This is a genomic window from Pseudomonas sp. 3-2 (assembly GCF_019710535.1).
Lineage (GTDB): Bacteria > Pseudomonadota > Gammaproteobacteria > Pseudomonadales > Pseudomonadaceae > Aquipseudomonas > Aquipseudomonas pharyngis.
In genome coordinates, this window is sequence record NZ_CP081200.1 from 2298334 (window position 1) to 2319812 (window position 21479).

Here is a 21479-nt window from a genome sequence, read left to right on the forward strand (position 1 = left end):
CCAGGAGCTAGAGGGACGTAGCGGGCTCCTCAGTACAATATATGTGCCTCGCTTAAATGTATTTCTTGAACGTCGCCGCAGTGATTGCCATGGCCCCCCCAAGCATCATGGAACAAGGTAGAAATACGGCCATAGGATTGAGCGAAAAGGGCAGGGACAGGTAAATGATCCAGGGCACAATCAGTAGTGGAATCACTGCCCGCTTAGCCCGGTGATAGACAAAACTGCTTTCTCGCCCAGCTCCAAATTTGCGTAGATCGCGGCGCATCAAACCATCGACAAAACCAGTGAATATAGCCAATAGAAACAAGGGTGTGGCCAGGATCAGAATGGTCAGGCGCACCACGAAGGTAAAGGTCACATACACCGCGGCCAGCACGAAATCCTCAATGCTTACGTACAGCTGATTGGCCCAACACCAGAAGCCGTTGCCCTGGCTCGATACCCGCGCCTGCTGGGCAAAATCCGCAAAGCCGGTCTTGATCAGCAGCCACTGATTCAGAAAATCCAGTACTTGAACGATCGTTTGCCCGGGTTGTTGGAGAATGAGTGACGATTTGAAGTGCTCACTGAGCAAGTCCAATTCACTGATCAGCATGGCCTGACCGTGGTGCCAGCCCTGATCGCCCCAGAACAGCAGCAGGCCAGCGGACTCGATGAGGATCGAGAACAGCAACGAGGCCATCAGCAATCCGATGATGCGCAGGACCAGGCTGATCGCCGAGACAATCAATCCAGGGCGCTGGATCGGTTGTGGCGGTGTGTTCTGGGCGGAAGTGGTCATTGTTCACTCCATTGCGCGTTGCAGAGTTGATGTCGTCACGACGCCTTCTCGATAGTTTTCTGCTGAATCAAAATCTGTAGTGAGGGCGGGCTACCCCACCTGATCCAGATCGAAGTTTGTTGTTGGGCCGCCCCCGCTGGCAGTCCACCACTGTCCCGCCTGCGAGTTGTAGGCCGCCCGCATCCGCTGGGTGAGCTCCTGCAGGTCCTTAGGCATGGCATCGTCGTTGGAGGGTTTTGGCAACGGCATGCGGACTTTCCAGAGCTGGCCACCGGCCTGGAAGGAGAACATCTGTCCCTTGGGTAGACTGACGATATGCGCTGGCTCGATCAGCGGCACACTGGTGCTGCTGACACGGTCCTGCGAGGAGGAGGTGAAATCCGTGTTGGCTTCAGGATCGGAGGTGTCGGTCGCACCCGACACCAGGGTCTTGGTCAGCACGTTAACCTTGGGCAACTGCTGGGTGAGTAGTTCAGCGGTTGCGGTTTCGCGCACCCGCAGCATCTGCAGAGTGTTGAAGTTACCAATAACCTGGCCAGCTTTGGCGCGGTTGCCGATACGTGCTTCGATATCGCTGAGGGTCTGGGTGTAGGCGGTTACCTGGATACCGGCACCGCCGCCCTTATTGATCAGCGGGATGAATTCATCCCCCATCAACTCGTTGAACTCATCGGCGTGCAGGTTGATCGGCAACTTGTCACTGTTGTTACCCGATTGGGGCAGTCCATGGTCGATTCCGTGTTTGTAGATGTGTCCGGCGACCGAGACCAAGTCGGCAAACATGGAGTTGCCCACAGCGGCGGCCACCTCGGCGTCGGTCAGTGCATCCAGGCCGACATAGACGATGCCACGTTTTCGGATGATCTGCATCCAGTCGAAGATTGGCCGCGGGTCATCTAAGTCAGTGTAGTTGGGGGCCAGTAACTGGGCGGTCTTGCCGGTGGTGAGTTTCTCCAGCAGCGGCAGTAGCGAGGCAACGATTTTGTCGAAGTAAGTACGGTCATATCGTACCGCCGAACGCAGTCCGTCCATTACTGGATCAAATACCCGCTTCACCGTCAGGTACTGCTCGATGGCCACCACACGCTTTTCGCGCCCGATCATATGCCGGGGAATGTTTTTCTCGGTGAGCTTGCCTTCAAGCTGGACGATCACTTCCCACGCTTTCGGATCAGTCTTGGCGAAAAACTGCTGGGCGTATTCGATGAACAGTGCGTCGATGTTGACCACATGCCGCTGGATCTGCAGGTAGTCCGGACGTCGTCCTAGCTCGATCAGGGCGCGGGCGATGATGTTGACGAAACGCCAGGCGAACTCGCGGAAGGCCGCGGAGTTACCTTCACCGCTAAGCTGCCCGGCGATGCGTGACGCCACTTCCGAGATACGACCGAAACGTCCCACGGCGTTGTAGCGGGCCGATATTTCTGGCCACCCCAGATGGAAGACATAGAACTCCTTCTCCCGCCCGGCTCGCTTGGCTTCGACGTACATGCGTTTGAGCAGGTCGGCATCACCCTTCGGATCGAAGACGATCACCACTTCATGTTCGACGCGGTGAATGTCCTGGGTGATGTACACCTCGGCGAGTCGCGTCTTGCCGACACGGGTCGTGCCCAGCACCAGGGTATGTCCGACCCGTTCGCCCAGCGGCAGACTGACTTCCGTTTCGTTGGGCTCGACCCCATGCAACAGCGGCGAGCCACCTACTGGGGGCAAAGGGCGCAACGGATTGAAGGCACTGTCCCAGGCGGTGACACGGGCCAATGTAGAGAGCGGAAACGGTGCATGTTCCAGGCGGCGTTCGAGTCCACGGGCCAGACGATAGCGGGTCGGTTGGTCGACATAGTGGGCGACAGCCGGATCCTGGGCCTCGACCAAGCGCTGGGTGTGCAGGCGGGTCCAGCGAAAGCCGCGGCCCATGAACAGGCGCTTGCGGCTGACCGGAATCTGCCGACTGGTCAGTTCGTAGCGGGGCAGCCGGCGGATATTTCGCCGATAGCGCAACACCTCCCAGGCTTGTCGCAGGCGGATAAGGCCGAACAGGGCATAGGCCAGCGCCGCAACCAGACCGATCTCGGGTGACAGGGCCACCGCCCAGGGCGAGTACACGCACAGCACCGCGGCCGCGATGCAGATCGCTACGGTGTACAGCTCCACCGCTGGCCGGAGCTTGGATTCCATCGCATGCTCGGCCATGACCTGGACTCACTGTTCCAGTGAGGTGGCAGTGATCAAGACGGGGTAGTGCTCAATCTGCAGGCGGGTGGCGATGTCGTTGCCGTTCACCGGCAGGATGGTGATGCCCGGCGCGGCTGCTCGAATTCGGGCCAAGGCTTCAGTATCGGTCACTTCGACGGCGAGGCCGGCCGCCCCGATTTCTTGCAGTTCAGTCGCACGCTGATGCAGCCATGCCAACGATTGGGGATTCTCCCCGACAAGGAAAAATGGCTGCAAGCCCGGCATGTCCAGGGTGCGAGTTGTGATTTGGCCTGGGCTCAAGTGAGAGCTGCGCACGGGCAGTATCCAGGTTTCATCTGCAAATGCAGATAGGTCTGCATGTATGGCCCGAGCAGGCTGGGTCTTGTTGTTTATTGGCGGCCTGGAAGCTTCAAACTGAGGGCGGGTGAAACCGCCTGGCTGATTTTCTGCAAATGACAGTCCCGGCTGGGCGAACGCAGCCAAGAGCGTGGCGAAGTAATACGCACTGGGAACTCGCGTCATGGTGGTGTGCCCTGTTTGAAGGAAACCTGCAATCGTTCGAGTTGTCGGGAAAAGCCGGCGCGGTAACGCGCGGCCAGTGTCCCTCCTGCCGGGCGGTGATAGCGGCCAGCGGCTGACACCCAATCACCGGCAACTGCGTGGTGTTCTTGCAGCAGCGCGGCAGTCACGGCCAGATTGCGATAGGGTTCAAGGGCTTCGCAGGGACTGGAGAAACGTTGTCCGTGATAACCCAGGTTGATTTGCCCAAGCCCGGCATCGACCCGCTTGGCGTCATATTGAGCAAGCGCCTGAAGCAAGGCGTGGCAGGCGGTCTGACGAGTGGCGAAACGGTAAGGGCTACCAGCAATATTCAGTGTCCAAGGCCAAGGCAACAGTCGACCACGGAGACGGGCGCCACTCTCTTGCAGGGCAATCGCGAACAACACCGTAGGAGGGATGTTGGCGTCATGCGCCGCCAGTTGATAAGCCGGAGGCGGAAGCTCATCAGCGTGGACGGCGAGCACTGTCAGCAGGGGCGCAATAGCAATCAGTCGAGACGCTGCCATTGTTCATTCACCTGCTGAAATTTGACGGGTAGCGGTCTCGGGGCACCCAGGCTGAACCAGCGACCACGATCATGGTTAAGGGTGATTTGCCGGCGTTGAACCTTGCTCGGATCAATGCCTGCTTGCCGGGCCCAGCCACGGACATGTTCATCCTCGCCTTGGCTGCCCACTAGGTAGATATCGAACGCCGTATCACTGCTTTGCAGACGCTGCGCTTCGACGGTGCACGCCGGGCAGTGGTCCTCCACAAACAGAGCTTGGCGCGGCGCGACCGCTGAGCTGGCAGGGGACGGAGATGCCATGCCCTGGATCGGCAGCAGCCCGGGAAACAGCTTGGCCCAGGCCGCGGTGTAAGCGTTTTGGTAGGCTAATTCGCGCTCGGCGCGTTTGGCTTCCAGCGCTACTTGTAATTCGGCATAGCGCTTGCGCTCTTGGTCGGTCTGGGCCTCGACTCCGAGTGCGGTCAATGGATCGAGGTTCGGGCTCCAGAAACCGCGCGGGCCGGTTTGGATCTGTTCGAAGCGCGTCCACTCCTGCTCCGTCAGACCCCAGCTCGCCGCCTGTTCAGAGTCAGAGCGCCCCAGCGGAGCAGACTGCGTGTCCTGGATCCGTGACTGTGTCGCGACGGGGTTGCCCACCGCAGCGCCCATGGCCAGTAGCGAAGCGAGACAGACAACGGTGGGCAGTAGCGCTCTGTTCATGATCACTACTCAAGGGAGGTGCACGGTCTGATCTGGCTGAGCGGCCACCGCGAAGATGGCTGAGTTCGGCTCCAGTATTTTCAGGCGCCAAGCCCCTTGCTGCTCACCGCTATGTAGCAGCCGGACATCCGTGAGCGAGCGACTGTCATGAGGTGCGACCGCCAGAAAGCGCTCACCACCGCGGGACTCGACACTCAATACTGAAAACGGTGGCAAGAGCGGGGTGCGTTTGGGGCGAGCGGTCTTTTCCGGTTTGGTCGCAGAAGGCGTCGGCGGTGGAGGGAATGGCTTGGTCCTGAGGTCCAGGAGCTGCTGCTCGACCTGTTCAATGCATGCGCGCAGCGCTGTCAGGTCTGCCTGGGTGGCGCGGGCTGCGAGACCATCGCGCAGTTCCTGTATCTCTTGCGCCCACTGATCCAACATCGGATCGAGGGTATTGGCCTGTTGCTCACCGGTATCGACCATCTGCTTCAGGTCTTTCAGTGCGTACTGCAGCTTCTCCTGTGCATCCTTGATAGCGCTCGAGTCACGTTGCAGGGCGCCCAGCGTCCGGAGGTGCTGGACATTCGCGTTTTGTAGCTCGGACACGCGTTGATACTGGTTATACAAACCACCACTCAGCGCGGAGACCGCCAGGCAAAGTGAGCCTACAATAAGGGTTTGAAACGTCGAGGCTTTCATGGGCGTGCCTCCGACTGATCGGACGAGGTTGGTGCGAGGCGTACGGTGCCAGCATCATTTTTCTGCCGTTCGAAGCAGACCGAACGGCTGACCTCATCGGTCGTGAGTTGCCAGGCGGGGCCTGCCAGCACTTGTAGCGCGCTGCGCAACGGGATCGGGCCGAGCCGGTAATGGGCGGCGGGCAGAGGCCGGGTAAATAGAGTATTTACTGGTTCTGCGGCAGGGCAGAGCGAATAACCCGAGCGCTGCAGCACGTAGTGCATCGCTTCCTGTACCGAAGGATTCAGGTTGGAGGGAATGCTCACGTCAATGATTTGAGCGAGAAGATCACGTTGCTCTGTCGTGGGTGCGGTGCTGACCAGCGTATAGCGGCCATAGCGGAGCTCTGCCGGATGACTCTCTCCGGCTGTACCCTTCGAAAGCTGGGCCCGATTGGAACCACCGGCAGTCTCTGGACGAGTCGTCAATGGGGTGGGGATCTGCGCGGTGCAGGCGCTCAATAAACCCAGCAGGCAGACAGGCGTGAAAAAGCGCTCCATGAAATAAACCTCATGTCAGATTCAGTGCAGAACCTGACATGAGGTGAAGGAGCGATTCAGTGAGGAAGTTGATTCAAGGCGGGTCGTGTTTACGCCGAAGGCATTGCTAATCATCAAAAATGGCTAGCCCATCCAAGACGGCAGCGTCGGGGTCGAAGATCAACAACCTCACATCCGCCAATGCCGCCAGATACAGCACGTTGATCAAGGCCTCCGGCGTACCTGCGTCGAGCTGCTCTTGCCTCAGCGAAGAGTAAGGATTGCCCTCGATCTTCACCAAGTTATCGTCGGTCCAGGGCGTTCCGATCAGCTTACATCCAACGCCATTGCAGTCTGGCAGGGCAAAGGGTTCAAACAGCAGTCCGGTTGGCTTGGAGTCGAAATTGCCAACCCGGATTTCCAAGTGGCGCAGTGCTTCGTCAGTGAGGTGTGCGGTACTGATTTCCCAGGCTCGACTGTAGTGTCCTGTGTCGAAGTTCAAGCGATGGATCATGGCTTGGGCTTCTTCCAGGGAGTACAGGTCACCGACGTGATGTCGCTCGTTGAGCATTTCGCCAGTCACGGCATAGGTCACTTGCCGCACCAGCCCGGTGGATTGGAAGCGTTCATCCAATTCATCCGGGATGGACTGACCCTCGCTAATCAGAGCGAAATCGTCATTGAACAGGCACGGGTACAGTTCTAACGCGTCATCGGGCAGATGGGCTTGTGCGTCGTGTACGGGGCGAAAGCAGGGAGGGCAGTCATTTGCGTAGGTGATCTGTAGCAGTCGTTCGATATGCAAGTTGTCGTAGCCGCGAGCAAATGGGTTTGAGGTTTCCGGCAGAGCTAAGGGTTGGGGTGTTGGGTTCATGAGGATTCTCCAGAAGGGAAATGAATAAGGCGTCCGAAGACGCCTTTGGGGGGTTAAAGCCAGCCATGCTCGGCAAGGGAGAGAGGACGACCTTCACCGACGATGAAGTGATCCAATAAGTGCACTTCGATCAAGTCCAAGGCCTCTTTCAACCGTGCGGTCAAGGCGCGATCCGCCAGGCTGGGTTCCGTGTAACCGGAGGGGTGGTTGTGAACGACAATGGCAGCAGCTGCGTTATGTGCAAGGGAGCGCTTGACGACTTGGCGGGGGTAAATACTGGCGCCATCGATGCTTCCGTGAAAGAGGATCTCGAATGCCAGAACGCGATGGCGAGCATCGAGAAAAATCACACCGAAAACCTCATGCTCTTGAGGTGCAATATGCAGTTTTAGGTATGAGGCTACGGCGTCAGGTGACGTCAGGTTGGGGCCGCGGGTGAACAGCCGCCGATCCAGAATGAGCAGCGCTTCGTCGATCACCTGGTTTTCCTGGGCGATACGATCAGCCTCGACATCCGAGGTTTCAATCAGGGTGAGTGGGGTGCTCATGGCGTACCTCCGAAGGGAACAATCCGGGGGTACACACTCGAGGGGAGTGGTGTCCCCGAGGTGGATATAGAATGACGGGCATTGCGCGATGACGCGCTGTTTACAACCGAGTGAATCGGTGGCGTTGTCCGTGCAGGTGTGAATCGCAACCGTCGCAGGGCAATGGGGAGAAGGTTCTTATTCCACGGCCAGTTTCGGGGTCGAAGTCGGCACTGATGGGTATTAGCCGAACCAGCCCGCGATGGAGACCGGCGATGCGTTTCTCGATTTCATCCGTCGTGTAGTAGAGCGATAACGTGCTGTAGTCCTCGTAAGCCGCAGCGAACAGGCAATCGTCGCAAAGCCAGAAGGATTCCATGTGGGTTCTCCTGTGCGGTTTGAAGAAAGGCGCTCGATTGAGCGCCTTGATGTAAACATCGTGGATTGTTTAGGCGGACTGAACAGCACGTGTGGCGACACGGCGGGCCGTGCGGGGAGTGGGTGCAGATTCAGGTTCAATCCTGGATTCTGTTGGGTTTTCGGAATCCTCAGCTTCGGCATCGGCCGATGGTGGGGATGGCTCACTGTTTGGCGCTTGCTCAGCAGGTGCTGTTGCCTCCTGCCTGGCAGGCGCTTTGTATTCGTACGTGCCGTTGACCTTGATCCAGTCGATGTACAGCAGACGACCTTTCAGGCTGGCGCCCGGCTGGCCTTGTTTATCGCCTTTCTCATAGAGAAATGGGTCAATCCACAGGTCGCCGATACGGAACGACAGCAAGACCTTTTTCTCGGCTTTGACGGCGTCCATATAGAGACGAATCAAGCGTTCAGCTTCGCCTCCAGCGACTTTGCAGTCGAAGCGGGTGTACTCGACTGCATCGGTTGCACCGTGCAGGGCGGCGATATCGCAGGCCATGAAGGGTTGGCCGCGGCGGACTTGTACTTCACGAACACGGTTGAGGTAACCGATACCGGTGGTGTGCAGATTGAAGTAAGTGGTCGCTTCTTGGGATTGGTTGGCGTGGGCCATGGTGGTTCTCCTGTTTCAAGGGAAAACGGCGACGCACAGGCCCTGACGGGGAAGTGAGCCCCCGTCAGGGTGGGTAAGGTGAAGTCGAGCGATGAACGACTCGCCACCGGCAAGCCGATGACGATCAGAACGATGCGTCTGGGGGAATAGCTGTGCAGCAGAAAAACGTCTGAGGTGGTGATCCGCAGGCATGGGTAGTGGGCATTCATCACCGCTGAAGCGGTAACCGCGCGAGCTTCCGAACGCTGATCGCACTTGGGTAAACCACCACGAAAGTGGCGTAGCCTTGAAGGTTCTGGCTACCTGGGCTGGGCTGTCAACGACAGCGAACCACGCCCTTGGTATAAGCCTGTCATAGGGGAGCGTCAAGACGCTGCAACCCGATTTTTTAAGGCCGGAATACAATGGCAGTCACTGGATTGAAGAAAGTGAAGAGTGGGCCTGGCGGGGTGCCAGGCGAGGAGCAGAAAAGCCACCTTTGGCGGTCTTACGCAGTCGACAAGCTCCTCGCAAAACTTGGTTTAACTGCGCCATGATTCGCCAACCGACCCTTGTCGTGGCCTGGGTCGGAAGCTGCTGGCACGCATCCGCGCACAAAGGGTGCCCAGTGTTTCCCCGGCGGGCTCCGGGACTGAATACGATCGTCGAAGCGGATGACCGCTATTGCCTGGCAGAGGCAACAGTGGTCATCCGCCACCACAATCAGGTCGAGCACAAAATGGGAGTGAAATTCCGCAGAAGAGAAGGCTCCGAACTCTAGGAGTCCGACCGAGCTACCCGGAGCGAATCGGTCTTGGGTCGCCGTTGGCGGTGATCCGAAGCTACTACAGCAGAGAGGGCAACACGACGTCAAGCCAGTGGGCGATCCCGCATAAGCCACTACATTGAGCACGATGAAAGAGGTTACTTACTGCCGAGATGAGCGGCCAATTGTTCGACGGTTGCCAGGATAAAGGCGCGGTCAATTTCTTTGCCTTGGCCCGTGAAATCGGACAACACTTTATCGACTTAGAGAGGGATCAGCCGCCGTTGATGATGCACTGATCACCCCAATACTCATGTCGATCTCCAGTGAAGCGTCATAAGCGACGGGTATCTTTTCTGATCGGCACTGTTCCCTTGCAGTCGGGGTAGTGGGAGCATGACCAGAACGGCCCTGATTTCCCCTTTCGCCTGCGCGTTGAGGCGTTGCAAATGGGGCAGGTCGGGCCGGCTTCGACCGGTACCGCCAAGGTGAGTGCGCCACAGTGTTCGACCAATTGTGCAATCCAGTTCGCCTGCTTGGCGACGAACGCATCCAGGGTCAGACGTCCCGCTTCGATTTCGTCCAGAGCCTGTTCCCAGATCGCGGTCATACCCGGATCCGCGACAGCAGCGGGTACCGCCTCGATCAGAGTATGGGCCGCTGCGCAGGCCATTAAGGCGCGTTTTTTCTTCAGCAAATAGCCGCGATCAATCAACCCCTTGATGATGCCGGCTCGCGTGGCTTCGGTACCGATTCCGGTGGTGTCCCGAAGCTTCTGTTTCAGGCGTGGGTCGTTGACCAGCTTGGCCACGTTTTTCATCGCCTTGATCAGATCGCCTTCGGTGAGAGGTTTGGGAGCGGCGGTGCGCATGGATTTGAGTTCGACGTCGTTCACTGCGCACTGAGTACCCTGTTGCAGGACGGGTAAGACTTGGGACTTTTGACTGGGCTCATCCTCCTCGGTGTTTTCGTAGAGCAAGCCTTTCCAGCCCTGGATCAGGATCTGTTTGCCAACAGTAGTCAAACGCTCTCCGCCGCACTCCAGTTCGACCTGAGTTCGATCAAACTCATGATGCGGAAGAAATTGCGCGAGGTAGTGGCTACGAATCAGTTCGTAGACTTGGCGTTCTTGTTCGGACATCCGCGCCAGGTTCGCCGGCTCGGTGGTGGGGATGATGCCGTGGTGCGCGGCGACCTTGGCATCGTTCCACACGCGGGAGTGCAGTGATCGATCGAGTTTTCCGAATGTGGGCTGCAGCGCCGGATCCGTTTTGAGCAGGGCATCGAATACCGCGGGTACCTCATTGAACATACTCTCTGGCAAATAACGGCAATCGCTGCGTGGGTAGGTGGTGGCTTTGTGGGTTTCATACAGGGCTTGGGCGATGTTCAGGGTTTCCTGAACGCCGAGTCCCAGCTTGCGCGAGCAGACTTCTTGCAGTGTGCTCAGGTCGAAGGGCAGGGGCGGAGGTTCTCGGAAACGCTCAGTCTGCAGCGAGAGTACTGTGGCGGTCTTACTGCTAGAAATCTCTTGGGTCGCCTGAATGGCCAGCGCCTGTTGCAGGCAACGACCTGCCTCGTCCTGCCCTGAACTGGGTGGTAACCACGACGCGATGAATGGTTGCCCCATTGAGGACAGGTGCACCTCCACTTCCCAGTAGGGCACCGAGACGAAGCTGGCAATCGCACGATCCCGATCGACTACCAGACGTAAAGTGGGTGTCTGGACGCGTCCAACCGACAATACACCGTCGTAGCCCGCCCGCCGACCAAGAAGGGTAAACAAACGACTCAGGTTCATGCCGATCAGCCAATCGGCGCGGCTGCGGGCGAGGGCTGAGTGGTAAAGCAGGAAGGTCTCCTGACCAGACTTCAGTGAGGACAGTGCCTTGCGAATCGACGCCTCGTTGAGGGCGGACAACCAAAGTCGTTGAACGGGACCTCGATACTTGCAGAGTTCCAGTAGCTCGCGGGCAATCATTTCACCTTCTCGATCGGCGTCGGTCGCGATGACGACAGCAGAGGCTTCACTGAGCAGGCGCTTGATGACTTTGAACTGTGCCGCAGTCTTGGGTTTGACCTCGACCATCCACTGCGCGGGAATGATCGGTAGATGATCCAACGACCAACTCTTGAATTGCTCGCCATAGGCTTCAGGCGATGCTGTCTCCAGCAGGTGGCCGATACACCAGGTGACGGTTGTCGCTGTGCCGATCAGGCAACCATCACCACGCCGAGTGGCCCCGAGTACCTTGGCGATGTCCCGACCCTGGGAAGGTTTTTCGCAGAGGAAGAGGCGCATAGGACTGCTCCGGATTGAGTTCGGAGCAGCGTTGTTGGAAACAGCAGTGGCAAGCTATGAGAAACCTGAATGGCAGGTTCCTCATATTAGTCGGTGAGGATGGGCATAAATGGTCCGAGGCTGCTAGCCGACTGTTGCGTGGACGACAGTGTGGATCTTCACGAGTAGCGAGTAATGACAACACAGCAACTTCGCGCAATGGCGCAATTTTATGCCCTCAAGTCAGTCATGCCGATGGTGGCTGCCCTCTGCGCTTTTTGGCCTTCGACGCAGGCGAGCTGGCCTGGTCTGTAGCCTGCCCGACGGGAGCCGCAGATGAAGCTGATTCACTTGAGCGCTCCCGCATGACCACGTTCTGCACGCGATGAGGCAGAATGCCGACTCGACGGGCCTCGATCTTGAAGGTCACCCGCGCATTGTCTGCGCTGTCCTCCCACTCATCGCGTACGGTGCGGCCTTCGACCAGCACACGCATACCTTTCTGGTACAGGGTGCTCCAGTGTTCAGCCTCGCGGTGCCAGAGCTCAACCGGCGCCCAATAGCCACCTCGATCTTCATAGCTGCCATCGCGTGGCACGGGGTTGTCGAAGTACACATTCAGCCGTAGCAAACGCCGTGGCTCGTCATTGCCTGAGGCGAATTCCTGGAACTCTGGCGGACTGCCGATGTTGCCTTCGCCGACGAAAAAAGTACTCATCGTGATACCTCCACTGCGGTTGTGAACTGGCGCAGCAGCCGTTCGGCACTGTCCATTTTGATCGCGCAGGTCGTGGCCTGGCGGTAGAGCGAATGCACCACACTCATCTGTAGGTTCAGTGCGATGCGATTGCATTCGAAATGGCGCAATCCCTCGCGTACGACCTGCGGCAAGGCTTTGTTGCAGACCTGGCGTTCCCAGACCGAGACTCCCATACGGGCAAAGTCACGGGTGCGCCAACGCAAAAAGGTGCTGCCAGCGCTGGTGTTCTGCAGCACCAATCGGATATCCAGCAGTGAGTAAGGGGGCTGTCCGGCTTGCTGTACAACAGCCTCCATCAAGTCACATAACTGCGCCTCGATTTCCCTCGCCATCTGCGCCAGGTGCTCCAACTCCCCCTTACCCTTAAAGGGCTTTAAAAGGCCTTTTAGGGAGGCTGCGTGTTCGAGTTGCCGATAGCCATCTTGTGTCAACGTTTCGAAGGGCATCTGTTGAGCCGAAGTCAGGGGATTCATACTTCGTCCTCCGTCTCATCCACTGTCGCAGACGACTCTCCCGCTTCCTCGGCCAGCGCGTCAGCGTCATCCACTGGCACAGCGCCGCGACGAATGATCGGTGGCGCGAACTGGGAGCGGCGATGACCCTCAAGGATGTCCATCGGGGGCAAGCCCAACTTCTCGATGGCCGCATTGGCACGGGCATTATTCGCCGCCATGTCATCACGCGTGACGCCGGCATGCCGATAGCGCTGTGCCTGACCGAACAGGCTGCGCAGCAGATGGGCACCGTCGTCGATCCAGGCTTCCATGTCGACGCGGCCAATCAGGGCGGTGTGATGGGCCAACAGGGTACGACGCACCAGGGTGTCGTAGTCGGTCAGCAGGTAGACCGCCAGAAAACCCAGCTGGCTGCCGATGTACAACGGCAAGGTGACGGGGTGCATGTTGAGGTTGTCGCTCATGTCGATCTGTGCCGGCAGGTCCTGCCTGATCCGATCCAGCTGTTGAGTCAGTTCCAGCATCCCGGCTTTGGCCTGCATCAGTTTTTCTTCGAGTTGCACGATGGCCCAATCGGCATACGGATCGTCCTGGGCCGCGGTTTGTTTGATCAGGTTGGTGACACTGATGTAGCCAGCCATGCCCATAATCGAGTGGACGCCTTCGCGTGCGGTTCGACCTTGCCAGATACGGGCGGCGTGGTGAGTGTGCAGAGTCAGGGTGATGCTGCTGCGCAATGAACCCAGGTTGAGTTGATAGTGATCGGCCACGGTGTTGTCCTCGCATTGGCTTGGACGGGAACGTTGCGACAGATGAGGGGCAAGGGCAGCCAAAAAGTTGAATGCGGTCTGTTCGGTTTGAGAGGGTTAATTTCGGATACGTTCGTGAGTGATGCTGGTGGCATCATTTCCAAGGATGGCGATGGCTGTAACGCTCGGATTGCGCAGATTCGGCCCTTTGCGATCCCACAGTAGAGCTCAGTAGATTTGATGCCACTGGCATCAAATCTACTGACGTCCAGGGCGTTTGCCGCGCAATTGGCGTAGCTCATTCAGGCACGCTTGGGCGAGGGCGGAGGCGGGTTCGCCCTGTTTTCGGGATGGGCGCGAGGATGCCGTTGGGGGCGGTTCTGCAACGGGTGAGGGTTCTGTCTGACCTGCCCAAGGACGAAAGTCGCCTTTCAGTGCGCGCTGGATTAGGCCCATCAGATACGCCGCTGGCTTGCGGATACCTCCTGCCGTACAGCGTGCGCTCGCTTCGTTGAGTACCGCCTGACGATCCGCGGGTTTGAGCTTGTTCAGCGCCACGGCGACGGCCTGACGCTCGCTTGGACTCAGGTGCTGCGAATCGGGCCAGTGCAGGTTATCCACCGCTTGGGTCGCGCGCGGTACAGTACAAGTACTTTCTTTTAATACAGTACAGGCGGCGTTCGGATTCCGAACGGTGCCGGAAATAGGGGCGTTCAGGCCCGATTCGGAATCCGAACGAGGGCTTGCACGATTCCGAACGAGGTGATCTTCCCCCAGTTCGGAATCGTGCATAGTGGTATCGGTTGCCTGATCCAATCCTTGCTGCATCCAGTGTTCACCCCAACTGTCGAGCCGCGTGGGTAGCTGACCTAAATCGATACGGGTGTCCTGGCGAATTTCTTCCAGAATATGCTGAGCGACAATGCGCACAGCCTTCGTTGCATGACCGAGGGTAAGTCCGACTAGCTCCATGTAATCCTGATCCAGCTCCATGGCTTCGGCGGGGGTTAACGGCTCATCGTGCAGGACGTACAGAGAACCTTGAAGACGCCCGGTGAGCTGATTGCGCCCGCGACTCACCAAGCTGAGCCAGCGAGTGAGCCTGAGCATCGTCAACACGCGAGCTATGGTTTCACGGGAGGCTAACGTGCCATAGGGCACGCTCGACAGGTAAGGCTGCAAATCCTCATAGCGTGGTGTGACCACGCCCTGGCCTTGCAGCATGAGTCGAAACACCTGCCAGGCATTACGCTCCAATGGCGTCAGGCGATTATCCAACAGCAGCCGACGCGGCACGACTTCGTGTGATTGGCCACTGAAAAGAAAGCCAGCCTGCAGAGCCTGGTTGGAAGGTGGTTCAGTGGTCGGGCGTGCGGGCCATCGTTCATTCAACTGCTGGGTGCATTGCTGCAGGACACGCTGCCAGCGATTGGAAGGGGCAGTGTTCATGTTCCGTTGCTGTACTGGTCAATCTGCTGCCAAACGATGGTCAAGCTGATCTGTTGCTCCTCCGCCAGCATCATCATGGCGTCGAGCTGATCCTCGGTCCCGTCTTGAGCGCGTAGTTGGCACCAACGCTGCCAGAGCGCATGTTCCTGCGCTTCGCTCAAATGTTGAGGGCGGCCTTTACGGGTTTCTATCTTGAGTAGACGTCGGCGCAGGGCGGTTTCCGAATGGGCCAAACCGAAGCACTGATACATGATGGTGCTGCTGGCGCCGAGCTTGAGCGCTCGGTTGATCAAGCGCTCGTTCTGCTCGTCGCGTTCGGCTTGCTCGATCAATCGATGCAGCACCGGCGAGTCAATCTTGACCTCAACCCAGGGTACGGTGGCGTGGGCCAGGCGTGACAGCGTGGCGGGCGGTAAGGATTGCAAAAGATAGATGTCGTCCTCACCCAGTCCGAGTGCCTTACAGCGTTGCAGATTACCCAGGCGCAGTTCATGCAGCACCTGGGTCAGCATGGCTTGGTTGAGCACATTGAAGGACAGGTTCATGGCAACTCCTTCGGTGAGTCGTCTTCCGGGGGAAGCGTTAAGTCGATCAGACGCCGGGCAAGGCGGATCAGGCGATACAGTTTGATTAACAGGCTGTCGGGCAGTCGTTCCAGTCCGACGTCCACGGCGGGACGATCTGTCAGCGGGAGTTGATAGATCCCCAACAGCAACTGGCCGAACAGGGCGGAGGGCAGTTGCTTGCGATCCTCCCAGTTCACCTCGTCTTGAGCGCGCAACAGGGCCAGGAGCATTAGGTGAACGCCGGTCGCGCGAGGCGCTGCAAGATCCAGTCGCTCGATGTTGAGGGCGAAGCCCAAGCCATGCGGCTGATCGATGATGCCCTCGGGATGTCCGGCATAGGCCGCCATTTCCCGAGCCAGTCCGGCGATGGCTAAACGCAATTGTTCGGGAGTATCGAGTGCTGGTGCGATGCTCCAGATATCGTTGGTCGTGCAGGCCTCGACGCTCGGTGCTGTTTCGGTGGTGGTCTCGCGATCGATCTGTTCGCGAATCTGTTGGACACGTGACGGCGGGCTGACTGCTGATACGACTTTCGTTTCGGGTGGTGTGAGCAGCTCCTCTCGCGCTGTTTCGGTCTGGGTTCTGGTCTCAGTTGGTTTGGGACGGGACTCGGAGGTGGGAGGTCCCGCCGCAGCTCCATCAACACTCGGCAAATGCTTGTTCTCTGAGGGCGTGGCGACGACATTGCCAGGCGTCGAGATGACCCGTGGGGTATCGCTCAGCTCCAGGGCCAACATACGGTAGGACTGTCCGAGCAAGCGGCTCATGCGTTCGAGCAGTTCATTCTGGATTTGCTCAAGATCGAAGGCCTCGGGTTCGGCATCGAAATAGCCCAGGGTCTCGAGCCAAAATTCGGCGAACGCAACGGGGGCGGTGGGATAACGGTTCCAGGTTCGCTCTGCCTGACTACGCAGAGCGATCAGGCGTTCGATCTGGGGCTTCCCCAAGCCGGCATAGAGGGTTTGTGGAATGGCGGGCAATAAGTGTTCGAGGGTGTCGAGCATCCGGCTGATGTGTGACTGCGAAATTGGATAGCCTCCAACGGCAAGACGTCGTGCCAGCTCACGTTGCGAGAGCACAACGCCCTCTGGTTCGAGCATGGTTTTGAGTTTGGCTACCGCTAGCGCTCGTTCGATGAAGGTGAGTTGGCCGTGCAGATCGCTTTCGGCCAGATGGCCGAGTAGGGCGGTGAGTTCATTGCTCCATGGTCGGAACAGGCAATGAATGCGGAAGAAGCGCTCGTCACGGGTTTCCTGCCACAGCTCGCCGAGAATCGCCAAGCGCGTATTACCGCCGTTACGGATGATGAAACAGGTTTCACCCGGGCGGCGGGTAATCGGCGGTGGTTGATCCAGCCCGCGTTCACGGATCGAGGCCTTGATATCGTCATACAGCGGATTACGTATGAAGCGTGGGTTGTGTTCGTAAGGCCGCAGTTGCTCTAGAGTGACCAACATGGGCGTATCAGTGAGTGGGTCGGACAGCCGCTCCAGCTCTGGACCCCGAGGAAAGTGCTGCTGCAGCTTGCCGGTAATCTCTTCCTGACTGAGCTTCTTCATCTGAACCACCTCAGTTAACGCCGATTACGCAAATGGTCACCGACCTCGAACTTGACGATCTCGGCAGTCCCCGAACCTTCGAAATGTTGGGAAAGTTCTGCGAGGAACCAACCCAGGGCCGAGCGACCGCCCTGCAGACGAAAGACCACGGTGCAGTACTCCTCGCAAGGTGAGTGGTGTGGTCGAATGGAGGGTGGAACGATGATGGGCAGTTGATCCAACATCAAAAGACTCCTTGCCAAACACAGTTGGCCTCGAGGTCGAACAAACAAAAAGACTTGGCGAGAAATGCGGGCTTATCGATTCGTCTCATCGAACCTTCGCGTATTTGCTTGCCGTAGAGATCGCTTCGCACCATTCCGGAAACAACTCGATGGCCAGCGCTTGCATGGTTTCCAGCGCTGATGGCGAGCGTCGCTCACGTGACTGGCGCGTCTCGATTCGGTGGACCGGTAGGCCGATGGAGGCGGCATTGAGATACGCCACTCGGTCTGGCACTACGGTGTTTAGCACCGAGATGTTGGTAGCCTCGGCGAAGGTCTCGCGCAGGCCACGGATGATCATTCGAGTGTCTACCCGGATGCTATTTACCTGGTTCAGCAGCAGTCGCAACGGTGGCGGTGTAATGCCCAGGTGACGGAACGGTTCGAGCGCACTCAGCAGCTTCAAGGTGCCGCGGCGCAGTTCGCGGGCGGCGAGCATTTCCGGCGTGATGGGAGAGATGGCGAGATCGGATGCCAGGATGGCCATCTCCAGCAGCACGCTACGTGCGCCTTGGGTGTCGATCAAAAGCAGGTCATAACCGGGGCGAAATTTGTCCAGCAGATTGCGCAACCGTAATCGCCCGTCAGGGGCGTGCAGCAGCAATGCACCCAGTTGGCCTTGATCGTCGTTGGAGATGATCAGGTCGAGCCCTGCGATCACAGTTTCGGAAATAATTTGCTCAGGTGCTGTTAAGTTGAGTGCAATGAGCTCGTACGCACCAGCAACAGCTTTCCGGCTCAAGGCGTAATAGCTGGAGAGGGTGGGTTGGCTATCCAGATCGAGCAACAGCACGCGCAGGCCAGCATCTGCCAGAAGACCGCCGAGGTTGGCAGCTACTGTGGTTTTGCCTACCCCACCTTTGGTGGAAACCACCGATACCACGCGCATCACATCAGGCCTGCTGGCCTAAGCGCTCAGCGACCCACTGCTCAATTTCCAGCGAGTCCCAACCGACCGCGCGCAGTCCAATGCGTTTAGCTTGAGGGAATTTACCTTCTTTCATCAAGTTGTAGATATGCGCACGCTTGAAGCCGGTTTTCCGTTCCACCTCATCACGCCGCATGATGTGACGTTCGACCTGTGGTAGAGGTGCTTCAGCGATGGGGGAGGGTTCGATGGACATGCTGGTCACTCCTGGCGCCGATTGGCACTTGGTGGGAAGTGACCTGAATTGAATAGCAGAAAGAGGAGGGCGTCATTGCACTGCAATCGGGTGTCTTGCAATGCAATGTTTCGGTCTATTTGCTCTTACTGAGGTTGCGGTTGGCTGCGGCGAACTTCTCATCCAGCGTTCGTTTGCTTAGGCCTGGTACATCGCTATAGCGTGCGATAATGGCGTCGACGATGGCTGCTTGATTCTTGAATACAGATAGGGGCTTTCCAGCGGGTGAATGTCCTAGAAAGAGATCTACTAAAACGCCAATGATGTTCTGGTAAGTGATTTCACTACGTACGCTGAGTGGTTCATGCGTTTTGACCATCGCTTTGAGGTCGTCCCGTTCAAGCCCAATTGTTTGAAGATCTTGTAAAATCTCTTGGAAGTGATGTTGCAGCAAGTTGAGCTCTCGTAACAGAACATCCCTATCTGCTTGGAGTGCAAGGAAGGTTCCAATACTGACTTTTTCATGAGAATCTCTGCCCAATTCAAACAGAAAGCTAGGCTTCTGATCGGGATAGTAAACTTGCATCCAGTGGCGCAAATCGGAGTGGCGTATCGTCAGCTGAAAGGGCTCCACGTAACTCCCCCTGGGAACCGAAACACCGAGACAGCCATAAGGCAGTTCTCCATTGCGTACTGCGTCGTAGATTTTTTCGGTAGCCGCGTGAAGATCCGGCCACTGAGGGAACTGGGTGGCAAGTTTCTCGGGACAGGACCAAGCCGCTTGGACGATCTGTGCTTCGTAACGGATGAGATTGCACCAACGCAATGCTGCGTCGATTGGGCGGTAGAAGGTTTTGGAATGCGGATTAAAAAAATTAACGGACATATGCGGACGGACCTCCATTTCTGATGGATGGCCTCCCGTGAACATCTCTACATCGTGAACCTGCTGACAGCTGACTGCAGTGGCTGATTCACTCGGATTTTTTACCCGGTGAGGTCTTCCGTTTATCTTTCTTCATGACCAACGAAATCTATGGTTATTCCTGTTTTTATATTGATCAACGGCATTTCGGACCTGAATCTAGATGGCTTGGAAGTCGCAAAAACATGAAGAGCGCTGACACGATGTCAGCGCTGAGGCAAAGCAACCAGGGCATCCTCGAAATGCGCGTTAGCTTGGTATTGATGTCAGAGCAAAGGGATGCTGTAACTCACGATCAATCGATTCTGATCTTGATTTCGTGAAGCCTCGCTGTTCGACTTGCCATTGCGCCAACCGAAACCAACGCCTTTAAGCGCGCCGGATTGGAGCACGTAGTCCAGGGTCAGATCTCGCTCCCATTCCTTTTGGTTATCACCGGACGTGGTCTTGATGTTGTCGCCGCTAAGGTACATGACCGACGCCTTGAGACCTGGCACCCCCAGGCCTGCAAAGTCAAACGCATACTGGCCGAAAGCGGTGCGTTCGCCAGCACGGGTGAAAGTCTGGATCAGGCGGTCGGTATACAGGTACAGACTGACCCCGCCGGCACCTTTGTCCGCGAGGCTGCCCTGGTTTAGTTGGGTGAAGCCACTGCCGCTGGAAACGCTTTGATAACCCGCCGTGACCGAATGGGCACCCAGGGAGTAGATCAGCGCCGCGCTCCAGGTTTTGTTGTCGATCTCGCCATCGCCATCCCGGGTGTAGCCGCTGATCTTGTAGCCCGAGGTACCGGAGCTGTTGGCGCCGGACGAGTTGGTCTTGAAGTAGCGCAGGTCGGTTTTCAGGGATTGGTTGTCCGAGATCGTCAGAGTGTGGATCAGGCCGAAAAACTGCTGGGTGTAGTAGTCGTCGAGGTTGGCGTAGTAATACTGCGCCGTCAGGTCTTTGGTGACTTTCCAGTCGCCACCGGCGAAGTCGAACGCGTTGCTTTCACGGGTGCCGCCGACGGCGGCCAATCCGGTCTGGTCGCTGGAGCCCCGGCCCGTCGCATGTTCGATCCGGCCCCCGGTAAAGGTCAGGTCCTTGAACTCGCCCGACGTGATTTGCCCACCTTCGAAAGTCTGGGGCAGCAGGCGACCGTCGTTGGACACCAGTATCGGCAGCTTCGGCATCAGTGTGCCGAGGCGCAGTTCGGTCTTCGAGACCTTGACCTTGCCGGTCAACCCTAACCGGCTCCACGAATCGACCGCGCTGTCGTCACTGTCCGACGGAATCATCGAACCGCCGACATGCCGACCTTTGCCGCTGTCCAGGGTGATCCCCGTCAGGCCCAGGGCATCGATACCAAAACCCACCACGCCGTCGGTGTAGCCCGACTTGAAGTCGAGCATGAAACCCTGGGCCCATTCTTCGGTTTTCGACGGCGTGGCGGTGCCGTCGCGGTTGTCGTTGTTGAAGTAAAAATCGCGCAGGCCCAACGTGGCTTTGCTGTCGCTCAGAAAGTCCGCCTGCGCCTGGGTACTCAGTGCAATGGCGCCCAGCGCCAGGGTGACCACCGTGTTTTTGTTGCTCATCAAAATCTCCCCTATTTTTTTTGTAATTTGAATTCAGGAGGGTGGCTCCCGCTATCGGCGGGAGCCTGAAACTCGGATCAGATACCCAGCACGTTGGCGCCGATGCACGGATCGATCCCGCGCTCCAGACGACGCTGATGAACGACGACGGTGATTTCCATGGAACCGGTGGTCACGTCGAAGTCGAGGATGTGGCCGCCATAGGCTTGGAACGTGGCATCACCCGCGACGCCGTGCATGTGGATCGAAGGCTGGTCGTTCTTCCAGGCCACCGAACCAGTGATGCTCGCCATCTCGACATTGCTGAAGACCTTGGCGTCGAAGTCCTTCTTGTCCTTGTTCCAGAAGCCGAACTTCACGTTGCCAAAGCCGATGCCGCTGATGGACGCGCTCGGGATTTTCTCGGCGATGGCCAGTTTGGTCAGCTCCTTGAAGGCGTTATCGCCCATGCGCAGCACCATCAGGTAACCGGTGGGGGTCTTGGTGTAGCGCGGGGTGGTTTCAGTGGCACATTGCATAGGCGGTGTCGTCGCAGTGGTTGAAGTCTCGGCAACGGCCAATTGCGTGGCCGCGGTGTTGAGCAGCAGGGCGGCAGTAACAGCCAACATCAATTTGCACAGGCGTTGTTTCGGGTGAAGTTGAACGTGCATGGGACTTCCTCTGTTTTTG

24 protein-coding genes are annotated in these 21479 nt (G+C 57.8%); all 24 read right to left on the reverse strand.

The window, feature by feature from the left end:
- Positions 1–52: 52 nt before the first annotated feature.
- Entirely contained in the window at positions 53–784 is a 732-nt protein-coding gene (locus K3819_RS10475) for a TIGR03747 family integrating conjugative element membrane protein (RefSeq protein WP_221399182.1), read from the reverse strand.
- 90 nt (positions 785–874) lie between these two features.
- Positions 875–2980 (reverse strand): type IV conjugative transfer system coupling protein TraD, encoded by a 2106-nt coding sequence (traD, locus tag K3819_RS10480; RefSeq protein ID WP_221399183.1) that lies wholly within the window; start codon positions 2978–2980, stop codon positions 875–877.
- A gap of 9 nt (positions 2981–2989) precedes the next feature.
- A complete protein-coding gene (locus tag K3819_RS10485; protein WP_221399184.1) occupies positions 2990–3505 on the reverse strand; it encodes an integrating conjugative element protein in 516 nt (171 codons plus the stop codon).
- Complete coding sequence (locus K3819_RS10490) at positions 3502–4050, reverse strand: lytic transglycosylase (RefSeq protein ID WP_221399185.1); 549 nt, start codon at positions 4048–4050, stop codon at positions 3502–3504. Before K3819_RS10490 ends, K3819_RS10485 begins: the two co-directional genes overlap by 4 nt.
- Complete coding sequence (locus tag K3819_RS10495; RefSeq protein ID WP_221399186.1) at positions 4032–4751, reverse strand: TIGR03759 family integrating conjugative element protein; 720 nt, start codon at positions 4749–4751, stop codon at positions 4032–4034. Before K3819_RS10495 ends, K3819_RS10490 begins: the two co-directional genes overlap by 19 nt.
- A gap of 9 nt (positions 4752–4760) precedes the next feature.
- Positions 4761–5432 carry a chemotaxis protein gene (locus tag K3819_RS10500; protein WP_221399187.1) on the reverse strand — a complete coding sequence of 224 codons (672 nt, stop codon included), beginning with the start codon at positions 5430–5432 and terminating at the stop codon, positions 4761–4763.
- The gene (locus K3819_RS10505; RefSeq protein WP_221399188.1) at positions 5429–5971 is read right to left on the reverse strand and encodes a PilL N-terminal domain-containing protein; all 543 of its coding nucleotides are present in this window, start codon (positions 5969–5971) and stop codon (positions 5429–5431) included. Before K3819_RS10505 ends, K3819_RS10500 begins: the two co-directional genes overlap by 4 nt.
- A gap of 106 nt (positions 5972–6077) precedes the next feature.
- A complete protein-coding gene (locus tag K3819_RS10510) occupies positions 6078–6824 on the reverse strand; it encodes an ABC transporter substrate-binding protein (RefSeq protein WP_221399189.1) in 747 nt (248 codons plus the stop codon).
- 53 nt (positions 6825–6877) lie between these two features.
- Positions 6878–7372, reverse strand: a complete 495-nt coding sequence (gene radC, locus K3819_RS10515) for a RadC family protein (RefSeq protein ID WP_221399190.1) — start codon at positions 7370–7372, stop codon at positions 6878–6880.
- A gap of 100 nt (positions 7373–7472) precedes the next feature.
- Complete coding sequence (locus K3819_RS10520) at positions 7473–7730, reverse strand: hypothetical protein (protein WP_221399191.1); 258 nt, start codon at positions 7728–7730, stop codon at positions 7473–7475.
- Positions 7731–7799: 69 nt separating this feature from the next.
- Positions 7800–8381 carry an STY4534 family ICE replication protein gene (locus K3819_RS10525; protein ID WP_221399192.1) on the reverse strand — a complete coding sequence of 194 codons (582 nt, stop codon included), beginning with the start codon at positions 8379–8381 and terminating at the stop codon, positions 7800–7802.
- Positions 8382–9460: 1079 nt separating this feature from the next.
- Positions 9461–11428 carry a DNA topoisomerase III gene (locus K3819_RS10530; RefSeq protein ID WP_221399193.1) on the reverse strand — a complete coding sequence of 656 codons (1968 nt, stop codon included), beginning with the start codon at positions 11426–11428 and terminating at the stop codon, positions 9461–9463.
- 226 nt (positions 11429–11654) lie between these two features.
- Positions 11655–12125: a single-stranded DNA-binding protein gene (locus K3819_RS10535; RefSeq protein WP_221399194.1), complete on the reverse strand. Its 471-nt coding sequence runs from the start codon at positions 12123–12125 to the stop codon at positions 11655–11657.
- Entirely contained in the window at positions 12122–12640 is a 519-nt protein-coding gene (locus K3819_RS10540) for a DUF3158 family protein (protein WP_221399195.1), read from the reverse strand. Before K3819_RS10540 ends, K3819_RS10535 begins: the two co-directional genes overlap by 4 nt.
- Positions 12637–13392 (reverse strand): PFL_4669 family integrating conjugative element protein, encoded by a 756-nt coding sequence (locus K3819_RS10545; RefSeq protein WP_221399196.1) that lies wholly within the window; start codon positions 13390–13392, stop codon positions 12637–12639. The genes K3819_RS10540 and K3819_RS10545 overlap by 4 nt, the downstream gene beginning before the upstream one ends.
- Before the next feature lie 237 nt (positions 13393–13629).
- Entirely contained in the window at positions 13630–14820 is a 1191-nt protein-coding gene (locus K3819_RS10550) for an STY4528 family pathogenicity island replication protein (protein WP_221399197.1), read from the reverse strand.
- Positions 14817–15365 (reverse strand): DUF2857 domain-containing protein, encoded by a 549-nt coding sequence (locus K3819_RS10555; protein ID WP_221399198.1) that lies wholly within the window; start codon positions 15363–15365, stop codon positions 14817–14819. Before K3819_RS10555 ends, K3819_RS10550 begins: the two co-directional genes overlap by 4 nt.
- Positions 15362–16945, reverse strand: coding sequence for a ParB family protein (locus tag K3819_RS10560; RefSeq protein ID WP_221399199.1), 1584 nt, complete (start codon positions 16943–16945; stop codon positions 15362–15364). Before K3819_RS10560 ends, K3819_RS10555 begins: the two co-directional genes overlap by 4 nt.
- A gap of 14 nt (positions 16946–16959) precedes the next feature.
- Complete coding sequence (locus K3819_RS10565; RefSeq protein WP_221399200.1) at positions 16960–17169, reverse strand: hypothetical protein; 210 nt, start codon at positions 17167–17169, stop codon at positions 16960–16962.
- 85 nt (positions 17170–17254) lie between these two features.
- Positions 17255–18097, reverse strand: coding sequence for a ParA family protein (locus K3819_RS10570; RefSeq protein ID WP_221399201.1), 843 nt, complete (start codon positions 18095–18097; stop codon positions 17255–17257).
- Positions 18098–18101: 4 nt separating this feature from the next.
- Entirely contained in the window at positions 18102–18332 is a 231-nt protein-coding gene (locus tag K3819_RS10575) for an AlpA family transcriptional regulator (RefSeq protein WP_221399202.1), read from the reverse strand.
- Between the two features lie 115 nt (positions 18333–18447).
- On the reverse strand, positions 18448–19197 hold the full coding sequence (locus K3819_RS10580) for a hypothetical protein (protein WP_221399203.1): 750 nt from the start codon (positions 19195–19197) through the stop codon (positions 18448–18450).
- A 305-nt stretch (positions 19198–19502) separates the two neighbouring features.
- On the reverse strand, positions 19503–20810 hold the full coding sequence (locus K3819_RS10585; RefSeq protein WP_221399204.1) for an OprD family porin: 1308 nt from the start codon (positions 20808–20810) through the stop codon (positions 19503–19505).
- A gap of 77 nt (positions 20811–20887) precedes the next feature.
- On the reverse strand, positions 20888–21460 hold the full coding sequence (locus K3819_RS10590; RefSeq protein ID WP_221399205.1) for a PPC domain-containing DNA-binding protein: 573 nt from the start codon (positions 21458–21460) through the stop codon (positions 20888–20890).
- Positions 21461–21479 lie beyond the last annotated feature (19 nt).

Bases quoted from the DNA above. Each gene is read 5' to 3' on its own strand.
- K3819_RS10475 (WP_221399182.1), bottom strand. From the start codon at position 784: ATGACCACTTCCGCCCAGAACACACCGCCACAACCGATCCAGCGCCCT.
- traD (WP_221399183.1), bottom strand. From the start codon at position 2,980: ATGGCCGAGCATGCGATGGAATCCAAGCTCCGGCCAGCGGTGGAGCTG.
- K3819_RS10485 (WP_221399184.1), bottom strand. From the start codon at position 3,505: ATGACGCGAGTTCCCAGTGCGTATTACTTCGCCACGCTCTTGGCTGCG.
- K3819_RS10490 (WP_221399185.1), bottom strand. From the start codon at position 4,050: ATGGCAGCGTCTCGACTGATTGCTATTGCGCCCCTGCTGACAGTGCTC.
- K3819_RS10495 (WP_221399186.1), bottom strand. From the start codon at position 4,751: ATGAACAGAGCGCTACTGCCCACCGTTGTCTGTCTCGCTTCGCTACTG.
- K3819_RS10500 (WP_221399187.1), bottom strand. From the start codon at position 5,432: ATGAAAGCCTCGACGTTTCAAACCCTTATTGTAGGCTCACTTTGCCTG.
- K3819_RS10505 (WP_221399188.1), bottom strand. From the start codon at position 5,971: ATGGAGCGCTTTTTCACGCCTGTCTGCCTGCTGGGTTTATTGAGCGCC.
- K3819_RS10510 (WP_221399189.1), bottom strand. From the start codon at position 6,824: ATGAACCCAACACCCCAACCCTTAGCTCTGCCGGAAACCTCAAACCCA.
- radC (WP_221399190.1), bottom strand. From the start codon at position 7,372: ATGAGCACCCCACTCACCCTGATTGAAACCTCGGATGTCGAGGCTGAT.
- K3819_RS10520 (WP_221399191.1), bottom strand. From the start codon at position 7,730: ATGGAATCCTTCTGGCTTTGCGACGATTGCCTGTTCGCTGCGGCTTAC.
- K3819_RS10525 (WP_221399192.1), bottom strand. From the start codon at position 8,381: ATGGCCCACGCCAACCAATCCCAAGAAGCGACCACTTACTTCAATCTG.
- K3819_RS10530 (WP_221399193.1), bottom strand. From the start codon at position 11,428: ATGCGCCTCTTCCTCTGCGAAAAACCTTCCCAGGGTCGGGACATCGCC.
- K3819_RS10535 (WP_221399194.1), bottom strand. From the start codon at position 12,125: ATGAGTACTTTTTTCGTCGGCGAAGGCAACATCGGCAGTCCGCCAGAG.
- K3819_RS10540 (WP_221399195.1), bottom strand. From the start codon at position 12,640: ATGAATCCCCTGACTTCGGCTCAACAGATGCCCTTCGAAACGTTGACA.
- K3819_RS10550 (WP_221399197.1), bottom strand. From the start codon at position 14,820: ATGAACACTGCCCCTTCCAATCGCTGGCAGCGTGTCCTGCAGCAATGC.
- K3819_RS10555 (WP_221399198.1), bottom strand. From the start codon at position 15,365: ATGAACCTGTCCTTCAATGTGCTCAACCAAGCCATGCTGACCCAGGTG.
- K3819_RS10560 (WP_221399199.1), bottom strand. From the start codon at position 16,945: ATGAAGAAGCTCAGTCAGGAAGAGATTACCGGCAAGCTGCAGCAGCAC.
- K3819_RS10565 (WP_221399200.1), bottom strand. From the start codon at position 17,169: ATGTTGGATCAACTGCCCATCATCGTTCCACCCTCCATTCGACCACAC.
- K3819_RS10570 (WP_221399201.1), bottom strand. From the start codon at position 18,097: ATGCGCGTGGTATCGGTGGTTTCCACCAAAGGTGGGGTAGGCAAAACC.
- K3819_RS10575 (WP_221399202.1), bottom strand. From the start codon at position 18,332: ATGTCCATCGAACCCTCCCCCATCGCTGAAGCACCTCTACCACAGGTC.
- K3819_RS10580 (WP_221399203.1), bottom strand. From the start codon at position 19,197: ATGTCCGTTAATTTTTTTAATCCGCATTCCAAAACCTTCTACCGCCCA.
- K3819_RS10585 (WP_221399204.1), bottom strand. From the start codon at position 20,810: ATGAGCAACAAAAACACGGTGGTCACCCTGGCGCTGGGCGCCATTGCA.
- K3819_RS10590 (WP_221399205.1), bottom strand. From the start codon at position 21,460: ATGCACGTTCAACTTCACCCGAAACAACGCCTGTGCAAATTGATGTTG.